Consider the following 18230-nt stretch of genomic DNA (forward strand, 5'->3'; position numbering starts at 1 on the left):
GCTAACATCTTCTATATATGTTAGCATTTTATTTCTTTAAAATCAATTCATTTAGTTTTTTTATTTCAAAATTAATCCATACGTAAGACAAACCAGCTATTATTAAAGAAAAAATAAGACATAGACTGATAGGTTCCACACTAAATGTAGCCCCATACTGCCCCATAAGTCCGATTTATAGCGCACCATACCTAAAAACATCCCAAGTGAAACATATAAACACCAAGCTAGAATGGTTCCTGGATGATGTACTAAGGCAAATAAAACACTTGTCAACGCAACTCGAATATCTAATTTTCTGACCAAGTTCCATAACATTTCTCTATACAGAAATTCTTCAACCATACTCGCATTGATTAAGAACAATAAAAATGAAAACCAAAGAACTTGATGTTGAAGGCCAATTAAGTTTGCTTGATTCGTAGTTCCTTGAGCATGAATCAGGCTAAAACATAGACTTATAATCAGTAGGCTAACAAATCCAACACCAAGCCATTTCATCCTAGTTTTCATATTGACCTTATGAGCTTGTTTGCGTTGATCATACAACCATAAAAAAGAAATGAGCGACCCACAATAGAGAATCTGTAGTATAGTTAACTCACCGATACAAAGCAATTTCAGTAAGTATAGGGATAGTAATAGGACATTTACTTGTTGGAATATATAAACTGGAATTATTCTTTTCATAGTTACCTCCGAAATAAATCTTCATAATCTAAATCTAATACCTGCACAATCCTTTCTACCCATGGACTTTGAGGCATTCGTTGTTCCATCTTATAGTGGCGAATCTTTTGATACAAACGATTCAATTCACTTGGATAGTGAAACTCTCCCGCAAACATTTTTCTGGTTAACTCAATCCAGCTGATATTTCTTTCAGCCAAAATAATGGACAAGTTCTCCCAAAATCGTTCAGCCATATTGCTTCTCCTTTAGTTAGATAAATAATGTGTTTGTGCCATGTAAATCAATTGTTTCGTATCTCTTGGCAATAGAGCTCTAGCCTCCTCCAGATTCAGATTTGGATAAACTCGCTTATTTGAAACCGCAAGAGGAAGTCTGATGGTTAGTTCAGGATTTTTTAATATCATTTCGATGAAATCTGTTAATTTTAGGTTATCTCGATTCTTAAATCGTAATAAATTGGGAGATAAGAACTCGAAACAATCTGAAGAATAGCTCATCATCTCAATTAATTTGTCCTTTGTCATTTCAGAAACTGAATGACAAGATACCTCAATGCCATAGTTTTGAAAGAAGTCTAAAAGAAGTTGATTTCTTTGGCTATTTTTACTTAGATAGAGATCAATCATGGGAGACCTCCCAAAGATTCGGTTCCATTTGATATTCTGAGACGATTAAGGAATCTAATAAATTTGCGAAGTTAATCGGTTTCTTGTCTTCATCAAAAGCTTTTACAGTTACTTGGGTTGTAAGTATTCCCTCTTTTCCCTCGGCTCGATAGCCTTGCCCATATAAAATAAAAACAAGATTTTGATGATCATCTACAAAGGCATCAGCTCCGTTCTTTATATCCTGACTTTCAAGGAATTCCATAACGTTTTGAAGATAGGATTCATAAAATAGTGGGTAATTATGTTTTTTATGGTAATCATCTAAAAATGTCACCTCAAACTCACATGGATAATTAGGCATTAAAAATATTTGTTCATCCAGCTGTTTGATTTCTGCATCATGTAATTCTGTTTCTAATTCATCACAATCTAGTATTGATTCTTTATTTAATGCTTTCATCTTTTTCCTCTATTTCTTTTAATTTCTTTGCGATTGCGGCAATCACAGGAACGGTTACACTATTACCAGCTTGTTTATAGAGCTGACTATTACTAGAAACTTTTCTAGCAGCTTCAAAAGCCCAATCAGGAAATCCCTGTAGGCGAAAACACTCTTTAGGGGTGATTCGTCTTATTCTCAAACGGTAAAATTGTCCATCAATTAAAACACCGGCTACATGGTAAACTTGCTTATCTTCTCCTTCATAGCTAGCCACTACTACTCCCATTTGACCACTAGTTGTCAAAGTATTAGCTATACCTTTTCCAACTCTACCACGCCGATACTGAGAACTTGGTCTTTCTAAATTGATTGAATCTCCAATCTCTGCTTGAGCATATCCTTTTTTAGTTGCCTCCCGGACTTTTAGAAATTGGATTGGTTCTGGAATCAGTATTTTGGGAATTTTATCTCCTCCTTGCATTGTAGTCAGTGTTGGAGATAAGCCCTCACTTCCATATACGCGACCAGTCTCCTTAAAGCTAGTTGGTAAATTTCCAACAACGACAATTCCATGGCGATCCTGAGTATTTAAAGTAAACATCGTCTCTTGGTTTTCCTTAAATCGTCTCCCATTTTGTCTCTTGTCTAATCTATCAGGTGTCATACAGGGAATCGCAACCTTAAATCCTTCTCCTTTTCCACGAACTAAGGTTGGCGCAAGACCTTCTGAATAATAAACTTTACCGCTCATGCCACTTTTTGATGGATTCAAATTTCCTAGTGTTTTTAAAGTCTCAGAGTTAGTTGCTTGACCTTCTCGTCTGAAAGGAAATAAGAGTCTGGTACCTTTCTTTCTAGAATGTCCGATAATAAACACCCTCTCTCTGTTTTGGGGAACGCCAAAATCCTTACTGTTAAGCACCTGCCACTCAACATCAAACCCCAACTCATCAAGTGTGGTAAGGATTGTGGTGAACGTCCGTCCCTTATCGTGATTGAGTAAGTCTTTAACATTTTCAAGAAAAAGAAAACGTGGTTGGATTTGTTTGGCCGCCCGAGCAATTTCGAAGAACAAAGTTCCTCTAGTATCTTCAAATCCCAATCGTCTTCCTGCGATTGAAAATGCTTGACAAGGGAATCCCCCACAGATGATATCGACTTTCCCTCTAAGTTTTTTAAATTCGTCATCTGAAACATCTCGTATGTCATGAAATTCTATTTCTCCTTCCGTTTGAAAAATGGACTTATAAGATTCTCTAGCAAATTTATCAATCTCACAAAATCCAATACACTCATGTCCGACACTTTCCATTCCAAGTCGAAATCCTCCGATACCTGCAAATAAATCAATAAATATCATTTCTTTATCACCCCTTTCTGATCGACTATTAATGCCCAAAGTGTTACACCACTTGAAATGACGATTAGCATAACTAATATCCACTCGATTGGCGACATTTAACCACCTCCTTTTCTAACACGGTTGTTCCAAACAGAATACAAGCCATTAAACACAAATTCAGCAAGTACTTCCGCTCGTCTAACAAAGCGAACATTGTCAAGAGCATACTGATAGATTCTCTCAAAATCAGTCATAGCAATTTCACTGGCTGTTTCAGAAAAACCTTCTCGTCTAAATTGATCTTGTACCAATCCCCAAATATAATCTCGATCATATTTTGTGACCTTTTCTACTTTTCTTTTCAAGATAGGTTGAGTATACCTCTCCTCCTCATCCTCAATAAATAAAGAATCAGTCTCACTATATTTAGTCTCACTAACTTCAGTCTCACTAGGGGCTGAATGTAAGACGGGGGCCGTATCATTTTCATCCTGCCCTAGTCTTTTTTTAACACTAGGCCTGTTTGAATTAGCTACTGGGGTAGAAGATAATTCCCCTAAATAAATCTTATTAGCTAGTCTTCCTTTCTCACTTGAAGACTGTTGGACTTCATCAATTAAGTCATATTCTTTAAGAATTTTTTTGATGGACAATAATTTTGACTTCGAACAACCTAACAGCTTCATCAGTTTAGAATTAGAAAATACTAAATAGACTGCTCCTTCTTCATCTATCCAACCACGACTAAGAGATAATTCTAAACGATCTTTTAAAATTGAATAAGCCACCTTTACTTCTAATTTCATATCCATATATTTCTCATCCTCAAAAAGAATTTTAGGTAATTTATAATACCGTTCTGAAGTTTGGTATTGATTTGCGGTAATTCGTTTCATAGCGCTCCTCCAAGTTCTTTGAGTATTAAATCTCCACTTGATTCCAAGCGAACCAAGCCACTTTTTTCTAATTCAGCCATAAGAGATATGGCTTCAACAATGTCAATTCCCATTTCACGTACTAAAAATGAAATGACAATATAGCGTGATGATTGTAATTCTTTTGTCATTTTCCCTCCTGAAAATAAAAAAACGGAAAGATTGTGAAATTCCTTTCCGTAACATAATAAATATTTGAACACCAAACTCAACACCAAAAAAATGTTTTTATTGATGATTATTGCTCAATCAAGCACTTATAACAATGTGAAGAATTAAAATCTAAACCAACAAAAACCCTTGAATTTCAAGGGTTTTAAGCATTTATTCTACTTCACAATGTTTTATTATTTTAATTCTTCTAGACCAACCATTGAATAGTTGCCATAATATATCTCCTTCGGATTGAAAAATTGTAAAAACGTTTTCTTTCTTATCCTCTATTCTATCATAAATTAGCCTTTTTTGCATGCTCTTTTGGCTATGAGAAATCTATTAAGCATAATTTTATTTATTTCTTTTACAAAACAGTAAACTTTTATAAAGGATATTAGATTTCAAAAACTATAAGCCTTCAACAAAGAGGATTTTCACCGCATCCAATATCAAAAAAAGAAGATGACGAATCATCTTCTTAAAAATAAAAATATAGAGCCAGACTGATTCTGAACTCTATATTATTTCACTTACTCAGCTTTTATATTATTTAAATAACGGATTAAAGAAACCGTCTGTGTTCTTAAGAAGAGCTTTGAACACCTTGGATTTAAGAGTAACAGTTTTATCTGTTCCACCTATTTTAAGATCTTCTTCAACTGCTTTATCAAACAGGGATTTTAGCTCATCATAATTAGTAATTCGACGACCATCAATTTCAATAGCAGTAAATCCTTTTTCTGCCTTTGATTTAACCTCTTTGAACCATTCTTTTTTCCACTCTTCAAGATTATTGAATTTATCCTTAGATACTTTCTTGATAATGAAATCATCACCCAATAATTTTTTATTGGTTTTGTCAGCTTCGCCTTGATATTTGCTAGATGCATAACTAATGAATCCATTTTCATAACCAAAATAGCCCCACATACGGAAAGTATTATGCTTGAATGATGCAGCTCCAGGTGCTCCTTGGCTAGTATTACCACCATAGATACCAGTCATCATATTAATATTTACGTAAGCACTATCAAAATCTTCTGGATTATATGTTCTGTCACTAGGAGCGCCATGTTTTGTCATCAAATTATTGTTGACTAAATCATCAATGTTGTTGATAACAATTTTCTTCTTCTCATCTTCAGTTAATTCACGAACTTTATCAAATTGATGTAGCTCTCCATTTTTGCGATATTGTCTATCCATTTTCTTGAACCATCGACTAATATTACCATGTAATTTAGGGATAACAGCATCAGCTTCTAGATGATCTAGCATCATCAGAGCTTCATTATAGTTTTTCATATATCGATCGATGTCTTCACGAGTTTGAAGCTTATCAGGATTATAATTGTACCATTGGTCACCATCATTTTCACGATGATAAGCCATGTTAAGACCAAGAGCACCATATTCACCGTTTCCTGTCGATTTATCAGGTGTCTGTAACATACCTTGCGCATAGGCTTCGACGTCTGTACCTTGACGGTGTCTATGACCACCGAAGTAAAGCATTCTATCATTAACGTGTGTTGTTTCGTGAGTAAAGGCTGAAATACCAAACGGACTAATCATATTTGTTCCCATGAAATAAACTTGGTCATTATTATTAGGATCTGGGAAAATAGATGCCATAGCTCCCATATTCCAGTTGGTATTATGGAATTTCCAAGTTGGTCCATATAATTCACGAATAGGTGCAATTGGTTTATTGTTCTTATCATAACCCATACGATTTACACCTTCAACGTTATGATAGTTTTGGTTATCCCAAACAGGTGTCGGAACCCTATTTTGACTCTTGAGTAATTGGTCACGTACACTTGGCAATGCTAAACGCGACCAGAAGTCCAGGTAAGTTTGTTGTGCGTGAGCAACTTCTTTAATTTTATCTTTAAATGCCTCTCGTTCAGCTTCTGTATACTTACCATATTTCTCAAATGAGCTATAAGCCATTGTATTGTAAGTCGAAATCAAGAACATATGTGCATTCTTAAGAGTTAATAAAGGTAGAATCATACGATTATGAACACCGTTGTTCAAACCATCAAATGCACGATGTCGTTTGTTAACAAAATCTGGGTTCGTTGTTTTAGGCTCCACAACGTATACATTCTTAGCCGCATGGATAAACCAATCATTTAAATCAGTATCGTTAGTAAAGAGACGCATGTTGTAATCTAAGAAGCCATATAATTCAGCTTTACCAATAGTTCCACCAATCATATCACGATAAGCATCCAAAGTTCTGTCGCCCTTGATATTTCGCTCACTTGATCCAATTCGAATCAAGAAATCAAGAAGGTCAACTGACTTACCATAGAAGTCAGGTTTAAACATCATCAAGTTCTTGATAGTCATATCCCCATACTTGATATCATAGTAACGATTAAGGTAAGTAAGAGCCATCACGATTTTAGCTTTATTTTCATCCACCTTCTTAACAAGTGCTTTCATAGCCGCTTCGTCACTATTTAATTGATGGTCAGCATTTTCAATCAAAGATTTGACAAATTTATCAAGATTAGCTTTCGTTTCAGCAAAACTTTCTTCGAGATAAAGATCTCGAATATAACCGTTTTTACGTTCCTCTGTATTTTCTTCAGCTCTATCCCGATTACCCATCAAGGCACGTACTTCAGGAGAAATTAATTCAACAGTCGCTAACCTATCTTTAATGTCTTTAATCAATTGATCACGATTTTTATCAACCATGTTTGGTGTATAAACAATGTCACCCAATCCATCGATACTATACTCACGAACTTGTGCTACTTTAGACTCTTTTTGATGAACAGCTTTGATTTCTTTAGTCTTATCTGCATAGTGAATCATTACATGATCAATATCTGATAAATCAGTTACAAATTGTCCGTCTTTCATTCCTGTAACTGATAACACTTCTTTTGTCAACAAGTTTGAACCTTCAGTTAGTTTATTACCTTGGTTAACAATCCACTCTTTGTTGTAGAACGGTTGAAGCTTTTCAATGTTACGATATGCTAAATCACGTTCGGATTTGTAGTCTTGAGTTGTCTTATACTCATCTTCTTTTCTTGTTAAACGATTTAAGCGGTTGACTATAGGTTCGTTGATTTCGTATTTATCTGCGGATATGCCTGTAGCTTCAATTTTAGATTTTGCCTCTTCTTCAGAAATAGGTTTAATACGATTTTTATCTTTTGAACGCTGGTAGCTAGAATTCCCATCACTGACACCTACTACAACGTAATTTCGCTTCACATTATTTCCTGTCCAATAGCCATCATCATAATCAATATCACTAGAACCATAGAAAATTTCACCATTAGATACTTTCATCATGGAAACTGAATCTTCAACGGAACCGTGATGCTTCATGCTTCCTACAACACCACCATTTTCAATTGGTTTAGCTACATTAATGGTTCCTTTTGCAACTGATTTCTTAATCGCACCATCACGACTTACAGCACCGTTATCCCCACCGTTTTGTGAACTATAAGCAATTCCCGCAGCTTTTGCCTTATCACCGACAAGATTAGCATCCACATATGCTTTTTCTACTAAACCTTTCCAGTTTTCACCAACAATACCGGTCAAGTATTGTCCACCATCACCGACAGCAGTTACGTTACCGATAAAGGCCACATTTCTGAGTGTACCTTGGTTATCAATCTTATCAATAAATCCAGATACCCAGTTTCTACCTAATACGTTACCAGTCACTTTGACATCTTCGATTTTAGCGCCACCTTTAATAGTGTCGGCAATCGGTGCAATGCGGTCTGCCCAAGGCATATTGATATTTACATTCCCAATATTTACTTTGGTTACTGTACCACCGATAATGTTCCTGAATAGAGGACGCTCCGTGTTGTGGATAGTATAATGTTTTCCCTCTACACTCTTCAATGTACCTCTAAAATCACCGTCAACATACCATTTCTTAGGTGTTGGAACACCAGTGGCATTCAAATCTGCACCAATTTTAAATGTACCGTTTTTATCAGCATTCATAGCATCTACCAATTCTTTAAAGTTATAATAAACGTTATCAACTTTTGGAACTGGTTTTTCAATATAATGCACATACTTATTACGAACCTTCGTTGGGTCTGTATGTTGAATCAAATCTTGCGCTTCAGCAGTGATTTTATAAAGTTTTTTACCTTCTTCTGTCACCTCTTCAATAGAGTCAACTGCTAAACGTGTTACCTTATTATCACGACTAGTGATTTTTAAGTACATTTTCTTCACATCTTCATCTGAAGGTTTTTCGTTCATGAAATCACTAGTTGTCTCAGTTCCATCGTCATTTACCTTCACTAAATTAGTAGATGCGATATTTTTAATTTCAACTTTTTTCAACTCTAAACGTAAAGGTCTATCTTCCAAAGTCGATACTTCTGTACCCTTACCTACATCATAAGTCATAGTAGTTGAAATCGTATAATCTTTGAATAAATCCAAACCTTGAACAGCATCTGTCAATTTTTCTTTAGATAAGTCAACTCGCTTAACAACAGTATTCCCATCCTTAATCTCAGCTATAATGCTCTTGATTTCAGCATTACCTGTATTTTCAAGAGTGTAATCCAATTTAGCTGAACGATCCATAGCATCTTCTGTAACCTTATCCAAAGTCAAAGTTGGTGCAACTTTTGTAGTATATTCAGGTAACTCAGCTTGAACTTCAGGGTCACCCTTTTCTGTGACTACAGCTTCTGGCAACTCAGCTTGAACTTCTGGTTCACCCTTTTCGGTTACCACCGCTTCTGGTAAGACTGGTTGAACTTCAGGTTCCCCTTTTTCAGTTACAGCAGCTTCTGGTAAGACTGGTTGAACTTCAGGTTCTCCTTTTTCAGTTACAACAGCTTCGGGTAAGGCTGGTTGAACTTCAGGTTCAACCAGATTACCACCAACTGGTGCTGTATGTTCTGGTTTTTCTGCCTTAGGTGCCTCATCTGGGACTGTGCCTACAGGTTGAGTGTACTCTGGTTTCTCTGCTTTAGGCGCTTCGTCAGGCACTGTACCCACAGGTTGAGTGTATTCTGGTTTCTCAGCTTTAGGTGCTTCGTCTGGAGCCATACCTACAGGCTCAGTGTATGCTGGCTTCTCATACTTAGGAGCAACGTCAGGGACTGTGCCTACTGGAGCAGTGTACTCTGACTTCTCAGCTTTAGGTGCTTCGTCAGGCACTGTACCCACAGGTTGAGTGTACTCTGGTTTCTCTGCTTTAGGCGCTTCGTCAGGCACTGTACCCACAGGTTGAGTGTATTCTGGTTTCTCAGCTTTAGGTGCTTCATCAGGGACTGTGCCTACTGGAGCAGTGTACTCTGACTTCTCAGCTTTAGGTGCTTCGTCAGGCACTATGCCCACTGGTTTAGTGTACTCTGACTTCTCAGCTTTAGGTGCTTCGTCAGGCACTATGCCCACTGGTTTAGTGTATTCTGGTTTCTCTGCTTTAGGCGCTTCGTCAGGCACTGTACCCACAGGTTGAGTGTACTCTGGTTTCTCAGCTTTAGGCGCTTCATCAGGGACTGTGCCTACTGGAGCAGTGTACTCTGACTTCTCAGCTTTAGGTGCTTCGTCAGGCACTATGCCCACTGGTTTAGTGTATTCTGGTTTCTCAGCTTTAGGCGCTTCATCAGGCACTATGCCCACTGGTTTAGTGTATTCTGACTTCTCAGCTTTAGGCGCTTCATCAGGCACTGTGCCCACTGGTTTAGTGTATTCTGGTTTTTCATGAACTTCAGGCTCAACCAGATTACCACCAACTGGTGCTGTATGTTCTGGTTTCTCAGCCTTAGGAGCCTCATCTGGAACTGTACCTACTGGAGCAGTGTACTCTGGTTTTTCTGCTTTAGGCGCTTCATTATGAACACTTTGAATTTCAGATACTGGAACATTTGTTGTCCCCTCAACTTTATGTTGAATTTCTGAGATTGCATCATCATCAAGAGGTAAGTATCCAATATAACGATATCCAGCAATTTGAACTACTCCTTCATTACTTGGAGCTTTCAAAGGATTGCTTATATCGAGAGCTTGCATACTAGAAAGACTAATCAGTCCGATAGTAGTAACTAAGAACAAACTACTAACTTTTTTCTTTTTATGAACCAAAAGGACTAAACTACCAACAGCTAATAGACCTAAAGCTGTAAGCACAGAAGTCGATGAACCTGTCGCAGGAAGAGCTTCCTGCTGATAAATAAGAGCATAAGTTACCTCATTATCAGTAGGAATTCCTGCTTGAATCTTGCTTTGTTCTTCCTTTGTAAGAGCGCTTTTTTCAACATAATGATAGGTAGAAGCATGAATGATTGACGGTGCAACCAAGATACTTCCGAGTAAAACTGAACCAACAATCCCACAGATTTTTCGGATTGAAAACCGTTCTTTTTTAAATAATGACAATCGTAATCACCTTCTTTAATTTTATTTCCTAATAGTAAACACTATTTTTTATTATTAAAAATTGAACTTCTAAAATCATCAGTTTGATTTAGATAGGCCTTAAATACTGCTCTCTTTAACTTATGAACTGCACTATCATATTCTGGATTATAGTTGTCCCAAGAATAACGATTCTCATCTGCATCCTTACGGACAGCTTCGTCCATTAATCGCTGCAGTTCTTCTACACTATGAATCGTCTTTCTTGCAAAACTTGCCCAAGATTTAGTTGGATCGTTGAAGGTAACCTGCTTCAAGTTCCCAAACTGCTTCACACGTTCTTGATACATAGCTGTCTTGAATTCTGCCCAAGTTTTATATTGACCGTTAAATACTTTTTGAAGGACAAGTTCATCTGTAACTAAACCTACTTCTTTACCATAAGACTTAATCTTACTTCCCGCCGTTTTTGCATCTTTTTCATATTGATTTGAGATATATGGTACCATTCCATCCTTAAAGCCTTTGGCAGCCAGAAGTTCATAAGCTATTCTACGTCCCATCAAATCACCCGGAGTTCCCTTGCTGCTCAGAGCCGAATAGATTGGGGCAAAGAGTTTAATCGTATAGTAGCCATTTCGTTCATATTCCCCAGACTTATATTCACGAGCTGACAAGATATTATTTGTAATCAAACTATCAAAAGTAGTCAATTTTTTGGCATCTTCTTCTGTCAGATTTTGTACAACGTTAGTAGCGTAAACATCATTTCCATCTGCAGGATCTTTTACGTATTTATTCTCGATTTTTCTCAGGGCCGTCATTTTCTGATAAGCATCTAGCTGTTTCACGATAGATTGCCCTTCGAGATATTCCAACATGTAAACGACATCAAACATATTGTGGACGTAGTTCTGAAGATCTGCTGCGTTATTAAATCTTGTAGTTGGATCAAGTACTTGTAATCGCTGGCCTTCTGTACTATCTGATATTTTATGTTTCAAGATAGAGTTGATGGTAATAGTTGCATCACTTGGTTGGTCAGGAGCTTGCAATAAGCCTTTTGCGAAGAACTCAGGTCCCAAGCCACTTCTTCGACCATAGCCACCAAGGTAAATATCCTGATCTGAATCATGGGTCATCTCATGAGTATAAGTAATGGCTCCATCCTTATCTAACATACGATAGGACATATAGTAAACGCCATCTCCAGTTGCATAAGCACCATGATGATTGTGAACTACTTTATTACCCACTGGACCAAAGAAATTCTTCATCGCCGGATTGGTACTATCAAACTGAGCCTCAACTGTAGCTTTTCCAGAGGTTCTATCATCTCCAAACTTATAGGCATCATAAAGTAGAATTGTACGATAGAGTTTTTCTCGTCCTTCTTTATCTAAAATGCGATACCAATAATCATAGTGATCTCGCTGACGTTTGGCTGTTTCACGCGCATTATCTTCAACAAACTTATTGAGTTCATCTCCAGCCTTATAATCGCTGTTGCGGTAGCGATCATAAGCTCCAAATCCTAGGCTAGACAAGGTTGAGATGACAAATACAGATCTTTCTGGCAAGGTAAGGAGAGGCAAGACCATATTGCGGTATTTCCAAGTACTACTAGTAATTCTGTCATAAACACCGATAGAATACTTAGTCCCTGCTTGCTCTTGCTTGGCTTTGACCTCTGCAATAGTGGATTTTTCTTCGACAATGAAAGCTTTGGTCTGTTTTTTAAACCAGTCATTATTGCTAGTGTTTGGTAAAAAGACTTTTCGGTAATTTTCTAGCGTGCTAAACAAATCTGTCGTTCCATGATGGCTGGCAAGACTGATAGCATAAGTATCGACATTGTTTTTAGCAAGAAGATTGTTAAAGCCAGATTTACCTAACTCAATCAGAGTATCTAATGGTGAAGTATTTCCTTTACCAAAGAAGTCCGGATGATACATAACTAGGTCTTTGACATTCACTTGACCATAGCTAAAGTTATACCAACGTTCTAAATAAGTTAAACCGAGTAGTAAGGCTTCCTTATTGTTCTTGATTTTATCTACAAGATAGCCTCTGGTAACTGAGTTGTCACCAGCAAGTCCAGCATCTGCTGACAAGAGTTTTTTCAAACTGTTTGCCAAATCTTGTTTTGTTTTGGCGAACTGGTCTTCCAGATAGAGCTCAGTTTGCTTGACATCTGGAGAAATTCCGAGTGTCTTTCTGATGGCATCCGACTTATAGTTAACCTTTTGTAAGTCAGGTAAGACTTGCTTAATGATAGAGTCTTGGTCATACAAGAATTGATTTGGAGTGTAGAGGAGTCCTGTATCCCCTAAACTATATTCTGCTAGCTTGGCAAAATCAGTCTGGTACTTGAGATCAAGCTTCTCAGATGAATGGTCCTGATAGTGAAGTAAGAGTTTATTTGCAGTCTGTTTGTTAGAAACAATATCTGTGATTACTTGGTCATCCTTCATCATAACTGCAGACAAGAGTTCTTTTTGATATAAGAGACTTTTCTCCTTGACCAGGTTTCCGTATTTCACGATGGTCGCCTTGTTATAGAAAGGTAACAATTTTTCAATGTTCTTATAAACCAAAGCACGGTTAGCTTGATAATGCTTCACCTTAGAAAAATCACTTTCTTTACTACCACTTGTTGAAAGGGGCTCCACTGTTGGAGGAGTGAGAGGATTGATTTCTGCTTTTTTATTAGTCACTTCAGAAGCATCTAGCATTGTTCCTCTTTCTTCAAAGGATTCTTTGCTGACTACTTCATCCCTAACCAAGGTGACATTGTATACTCTGTTCGCCTTGCTGCTGAATGTGTCCTTCACCTTCATTCCATTGTAGTGGTAACCGGTAATAGCATTCCCGTTGGTTACATTGACATCACTTAGTACATTGGTCAATCTTCCTGCATGCTGTTCCTCATTCGTCTTTCGATCCCACAAATATCCAGCCACACCCGCAACTCTACCAAAGTGCTTGACATTGTTGATATCACCTTCAGCATAGCTATCCTGTATATGCGCATCTTGATCTACTAGACCTGCAAGCCCACCAACAGTCTGATCTGAACTATTGGTGTTGGATGAAATGACTACTGTCGCTTTTGATTTAGTCAGTGAAGCTTTGTTTCCTGTCAAATGACCGACCAGACCACCAATATTATAGGCAGCTGTTGTTTCATAGGTATTGACAATTCTTCCCTTGAAACTACTCTCTGTGATGCTTGATTGGTCTGCCTTAGCCAACAAACCACCGATACCACGTTCTCCAGCCAGAACACCATCGACATGAACTTGTTTAATCTTTGTGCCATTCGTAGCTTCATTTGCCAGTGAACCAATATCATTTTTCCCTGAAATAGCAACATTTTTTAGACTTAGTTTTTCTACTGTAGCACCACTCAAGTTTTCAAACAGAGGTTTTTTCAAATTATAGATAGCATAATTCTTGCCATCTTTTTCACCAATCAACTGACCAGTAAAGGTGCCCTTGATATAGGATTTATCATCAGGACCAAGCTCCACTTCGTTAGCATTCAGGCTGGCCGCTAAATGATAGGTTCCAGAGGGATTTTGGTTTATAGCTTTGACCAGATTACTAAAGGAAGTAAAGTTTGTCTTTTCCTCTTTAGACTTCTTATCGAGGTAGAAGGTGAAATGGTCGACATATTTATTGTTCTGCTCTTGCTGGAGTTTCTCAGCCTTAGCTGTAATTTTATAAACTGGCTGACCATTTCTTTCCTCTTCAGTTATTGAGGCAACTGGTAGATAGACATCTTTAAATGCAGAAGATTTTACCTTGACAAAGTAATTATCCGTATTCTTTGGAATTCCATCCAATGAGATATGTTGTCTATAAGTCCCATTCGTCTGGCTGTACAACTCAATATCCGAAACATTTCTTAATTCGAGTGTTTTTTCTGGATCCTGTTCTTTCGTTTTTTCAGTCGGAATATCTGGCTTTGCTTGATCAATATCACCAGTGTATTCTGGAAGTGGGGCTACCTGTTCAGGCTCACCTTTGCCACTTACTACAGCTTCTGGTAACGCAGGTTGGACAGCGGATTCCCCTTTGTCAGTTACAACTGCTTCTGGTAAGGCGGGTTGGATTGCAGGTTCACCTTTGTCAGTTACTACAGCTTCGGGAAACTCTGGTTGAACTGCAGGTTCACCTTTGTCAGTTACGACTGCATCTGGTAACTCTGGTTGAACTGCAGGCTCCCCTTTGTCACTTACTACAGCCTCTGGTAAGACGGGTTGGACTGCAGGTTCCCCTTTGTCAGTTACAACTGCTTCTGGTAACTCTGGCTGAACTGCAGGTTCCCCTTTATCGGTTATAACAGCTTCTGGCAACTCTGCTTGAACTGCAGGCTCCCCTTTGTCGGTTACAACTGCTTCTGGTAACTTTGGCTGAACTGCAGGTTCACCTTTGTCACTTACTACAGCCTCTGGTAAGACGGGTTGGACTGCAGGTTCACCTTTGTCAGTTACTACAGCTTCGGGAAACTCTGGTTGAACTGCAGGCTCCCCTTTGTCGGTTACAACTGCTTCTGGTAACTCTGGCTGAACTGCAGGTTCACCTTTATCGGTTACAACAGCTTCTGGCAACTCTGGTTGAACTGCAGGCTCCCCTTTGTCGGTTACAACTGCTTCTGGTAATTCAGGTTGAACTTCCGACTCACCTTTGGCGCTTACAACTGCTTCTGGTAACGCAGGTTGGACTGCCGGTACGCCTTTATCACTTACCACAGCTTCTGGCAAGGCAGGTTGGACAGAAGGTTCACCTTTATCAGTAACAACAGCTTCGGGTGATTCAGGTTGGACTGCAGGCTCGCCTTTGTCACTTACTACAGCTTCTGGTAAGGCAGATTGGGTTGCAGGTTCCCCTTTGTCAGTTACGACTGCATCTGGTAACTCTGGCTGAACTGCAGGTTCGCCTTTGTCAGTAACAACTGCTTCGGGAAGCTCTGGCTGAACTGCAGGTTCGCCTTTGTCAGTAACAACTGCTTCGGGAAGCTCTGGCTGAACTGCAGGCTCGCCTTTATCAGTTACAACTGCTTCGGGAAGCTCTGGTTGAACTGCAGGCTCCCCTTTGTCAGTAACAACTGCTTTGGGGAGCTCTGGTTGCACTGTTGGTTCCCCTTTGTCACTTACCACAGCTTCCGGTAATTCAGGTTGAACTGCAGGTGTGTCTTTGTCGGTTACCACAGCTTCTGGCAATGCTGGTTGGACTGCAGGCTCGCCTTTGTCACTTACTACAGCTTCTGGTAAGGCAGGTTGGGTTGCAGGTTCGCCTTTATCGGTTACCACAGCTTCTGGTAAGGCAGATTGGGTTGCAGGTTCGCCTTTATCGGTTACCACAGCTTCTGGTAAGGCAGATTGGGTTGCAGGTTCGCCTTTTGCGCTTACAACGGCAGAATTTGAAGATTGTTTCTCTTCTTTTCTTGGATTGGTTAATTCTGCAGAGAGAGTTTTTTCAACTACTTGAACTTCTGTCGGCTTAGTTGAAGAAACAGATGTTTGTTCCTGCATAGCTTGTACTGTTGATGGATTCTCGACAAAATTCGGTGTAACACTATAATCCACCTTTTGTTGATTTTTAGGAGTAGCTACTGATTTCTCTTGATTACTTACTTTAGATTCAGAAGTTATGTTTCCCTCTTTGATATATCCAACATATCTGTAACCTGAAATATCTTTAGGAAGAGGTAATTTTTCTCCTGAGATTAATTCATAGTCAGTATTGTAATTCAGTAAAAGATTATTTTCTAAAGCATGAGCGGATACAAGAACACCATTTCCTATTCCTGCAACCAATACTAAATGTAATACCGTTTTATTCTTAACTTTTTTCTTAGAAACGGCAAAAATTAAAATTCCCAGAGCAGCTAAGCTAGCACCAGTAACTAGGGCTTGCATCTCATTCTTGCTTCCAGTATTTGGCAATTCTCCCAGTTGATTTTGGGAATTTAATTTATAAACAAGATAATAAGTCTCATCATCATTCTCCACGTATGTCGGAATATCATAGACAAGCTTATTCTGCTCATCTGATGATAGCTCTGACTCTGTCACATATTTATAGTGAACACCTTTAGTCTCTTGAGCTTCTACAGATGAACTACCTAATACAGACATAAAAAATAAACTTGAAATCGTTGCAGATACAAGTCCTACTGATAATTTTCTAAATGAAAAACGCTGCTGTTTTTCACCAAAATACTTTTCCATTATTCCTCCTTGAAATAAAATTTATATTTATCTTACGAAGGCCTTTAATATATTAGCGTATTATCTATAAAAAAGGCATTACACTTTGATTATACTCTTAATTTACCAAAAAGTCTTAAAATTGCATTACGTTTTCATACTTTGTTTTATATATAAAATACCAAGCAATAATGTTTGCAATTTCCTATTTTCTCTTTTTGGATAAAATGTAACCTACCATGAAATTTCCACGGTAGGTGTTACTCATATCAATAATCGTTCTAAAAATGGTTTGAGGCAGTTTAGGAGAATTCCTTCTATCCAGCTTTCTTGTGCTGAAGAGAGATGATCTGCCTGGAGGCTTTCTTTTAGAAAATCTCGGACTTGTTCTGGTGCGATTTCAAACTCAAAAGCTTTCATTTTATAGAAAAAGTTGAGCAGATGGTCTGACAGATATTCAGCTGAAAATGGCACTTCTCCACTCTTTCGATATTCTAATAAGAGCCGAGCAAATCTAGATTTTTCTTCAGGAAGCTCACGAAAATAGGAATTGAGAAGCCAGGTCTGCTTCTGCTTTCTTTCAATTGGATCCTGACTAGCTATTCGTTGGTCTTTTTCCAGCTCTTTTTGGTATTGTTTGGCCTTGATAGCCCGTTCTGTTCGATTTTTACCAAAAAGAATTTTCTCCCACTTGCGTTCTTCTTGAGTTAGAGTCTCTGTAAAGCCAAAGTAATCCTGATAAGCACGCTCTGCTGGGCCCATAGCTAGAACCAGATTGTCTGCATATTGCTTGGCGATTTTATCCCTCTTCTTGCGTTCTTTCTCTGCCTGGATACGGAGTTCCTGTTCGTAGTCAATTTTCTCCTTGCCTAGCTTGACAAGGTAGAGTTGGTCATCTGGTTTTCCAAGTAAAAAGGGTTTGATACACTTTTCAAGGACTTCTTCCATCCGAGCCTTTTTCTTTGGTTCTGCCTTGGTCCAACTTCCTCCTTGAAAGACTTCTAGGAAGAGCTGGTAGTCTTTTTCAGGTGAGAACTGATTGCCACGATTGGGTTTGAAAACACCTTTTTCCCAGAGCCACTTTAGAAGACGTTCGTCAAAGTCACTTTTGTTAACTTTGATTTTTTCCTTTTTCTGGGTTTTTCTGGTCAGATTTTCAACCTTTCTGAGTAATTTTTCTTCCTCTTCCAGTTGCTGGTCAAGAGTCAATCGATGAAAATGACGAACACAGTCGCTACCAATCGGAAAGAGGCGTTGGCCTGTGACACCATTAAAGAGTTCGTAGGCGTATTTGATAGCATTTCCACAGACACAATTGCTACGGCCGATACCGTTAAAAATCAAGGAAACTTCACTCCATTCCTTGGTAGCTTGTTCCCAAGTATCCGCTTTTGAAGCCTGTAATACGGCATCGTGCAAGGCTTTTCTAACTGGAAGTGTCATGAGGTCTCCTTT

10 protein-coding genes are annotated in these 18230 nt (G+C 38.3%); all 10 read right to left on the reverse strand.

Features of this window, described 5'->3' with window-relative positions:
• Nucleotides 1-102: 102 nt before the first annotated feature.
• Nucleotides 103-690: a lysostaphin resistance A-like protein gene (locus ACORHU_RS05025; RefSeq protein ID WP_434363776.1), complete on the reverse strand. Its 588-nt coding sequence runs from the start codon at nucleotides 688-690 to the stop codon at nucleotides 103-105.
• A gap of 2 nt (nucleotides 691-692) precedes the next feature.
• Nucleotides 693-926 (reverse strand): hypothetical protein, encoded by a 234-nt coding sequence (locus ACORHU_RS05030; protein ID WP_000840776.1) that lies wholly within the window; start codon nucleotides 924-926, stop codon nucleotides 693-695.
• Nucleotides 927-938: 12 nt separating this feature from the next.
• Entirely contained in the window at nucleotides 939-1319 is a 381-nt protein-coding gene (locus ACORHU_RS05035) for a hypothetical protein (protein ID WP_000566543.1), read from the reverse strand.
• Nucleotides 1312-1761 carry a hypothetical protein gene (locus tag ACORHU_RS05040; RefSeq protein WP_049534691.1) on the reverse strand — a complete coding sequence of 150 codons (450 nt, stop codon included), beginning with the start codon at nucleotides 1759-1761 and terminating at the stop codon, nucleotides 1312-1314. Before ACORHU_RS05040 ends, ACORHU_RS05035 begins: the two co-directional genes overlap by 8 nt.
• On the reverse strand, nucleotides 1745-3103 hold the full coding sequence (gene dcm, locus ACORHU_RS05045; protein ID WP_434363779.1) for a DNA (cytosine-5-)-methyltransferase: 1359 nt from the start codon (nucleotides 3101-3103) through the stop codon (nucleotides 1745-1747). The genes ACORHU_RS05040 and dcm overlap by 17 nt, the downstream gene beginning before the upstream one ends.
• A gap of 98 nt (nucleotides 3104-3201) precedes the next feature.
• The gene (locus tag ACORHU_RS05050) at nucleotides 3202-3981 is read right to left on the reverse strand and encodes a replication initiator protein A (RefSeq protein ID WP_371508989.1); all 780 of its coding nucleotides are present in this window, start codon (nucleotides 3979-3981) and stop codon (nucleotides 3202-3204) included.
• Nucleotides 3978-4151 carry a hypothetical protein gene (locus ACORHU_RS05055; protein ID WP_000159607.1) on the reverse strand — a complete coding sequence of 58 codons (174 nt, stop codon included), beginning with the start codon at nucleotides 4149-4151 and terminating at the stop codon, nucleotides 3978-3980. Before ACORHU_RS05055 ends, ACORHU_RS05050 begins: the two co-directional genes overlap by 4 nt.
• A 571-nt stretch (nucleotides 4152-4722) precedes the next feature.
• Nucleotides 4723-10578, reverse strand: coding sequence for an SIALI-17 repeat-containing surface protein (locus ACORHU_RS05060; protein ID WP_434363783.1), 5856 nt, complete (start codon nucleotides 10576-10578; stop codon nucleotides 4723-4725).
• Between the two features lie 41 nt (nucleotides 10579-10619).
• Nucleotides 10620-16796, reverse strand: a complete 6177-nt coding sequence (locus ACORHU_RS05065) for a ZmpA/ZmpB/ZmpC family metallo-endopeptidase (protein ID WP_434363784.1) — start codon at nucleotides 16794-16796, stop codon at nucleotides 10620-10622.
• Between the two features lie 243 nt (nucleotides 16797-17039).
• On the reverse strand, nucleotides 17040-18218 hold the full coding sequence (locus ACORHU_RS05070) for a hypothetical protein (protein ID WP_434363786.1): 1179 nt from the start codon (nucleotides 18216-18218) through the stop codon (nucleotides 17040-17042).
• Nucleotides 18219-18230 lie beyond the last annotated feature (12 nt).

The sequence above is a fragment of the Streptococcus sp. KHUD_015 genome (assembly GCF_051106265.1).
GTDB lineage: Bacteria > Bacillota > Bacilli > Lactobacillales > Streptococcaceae > Streptococcus.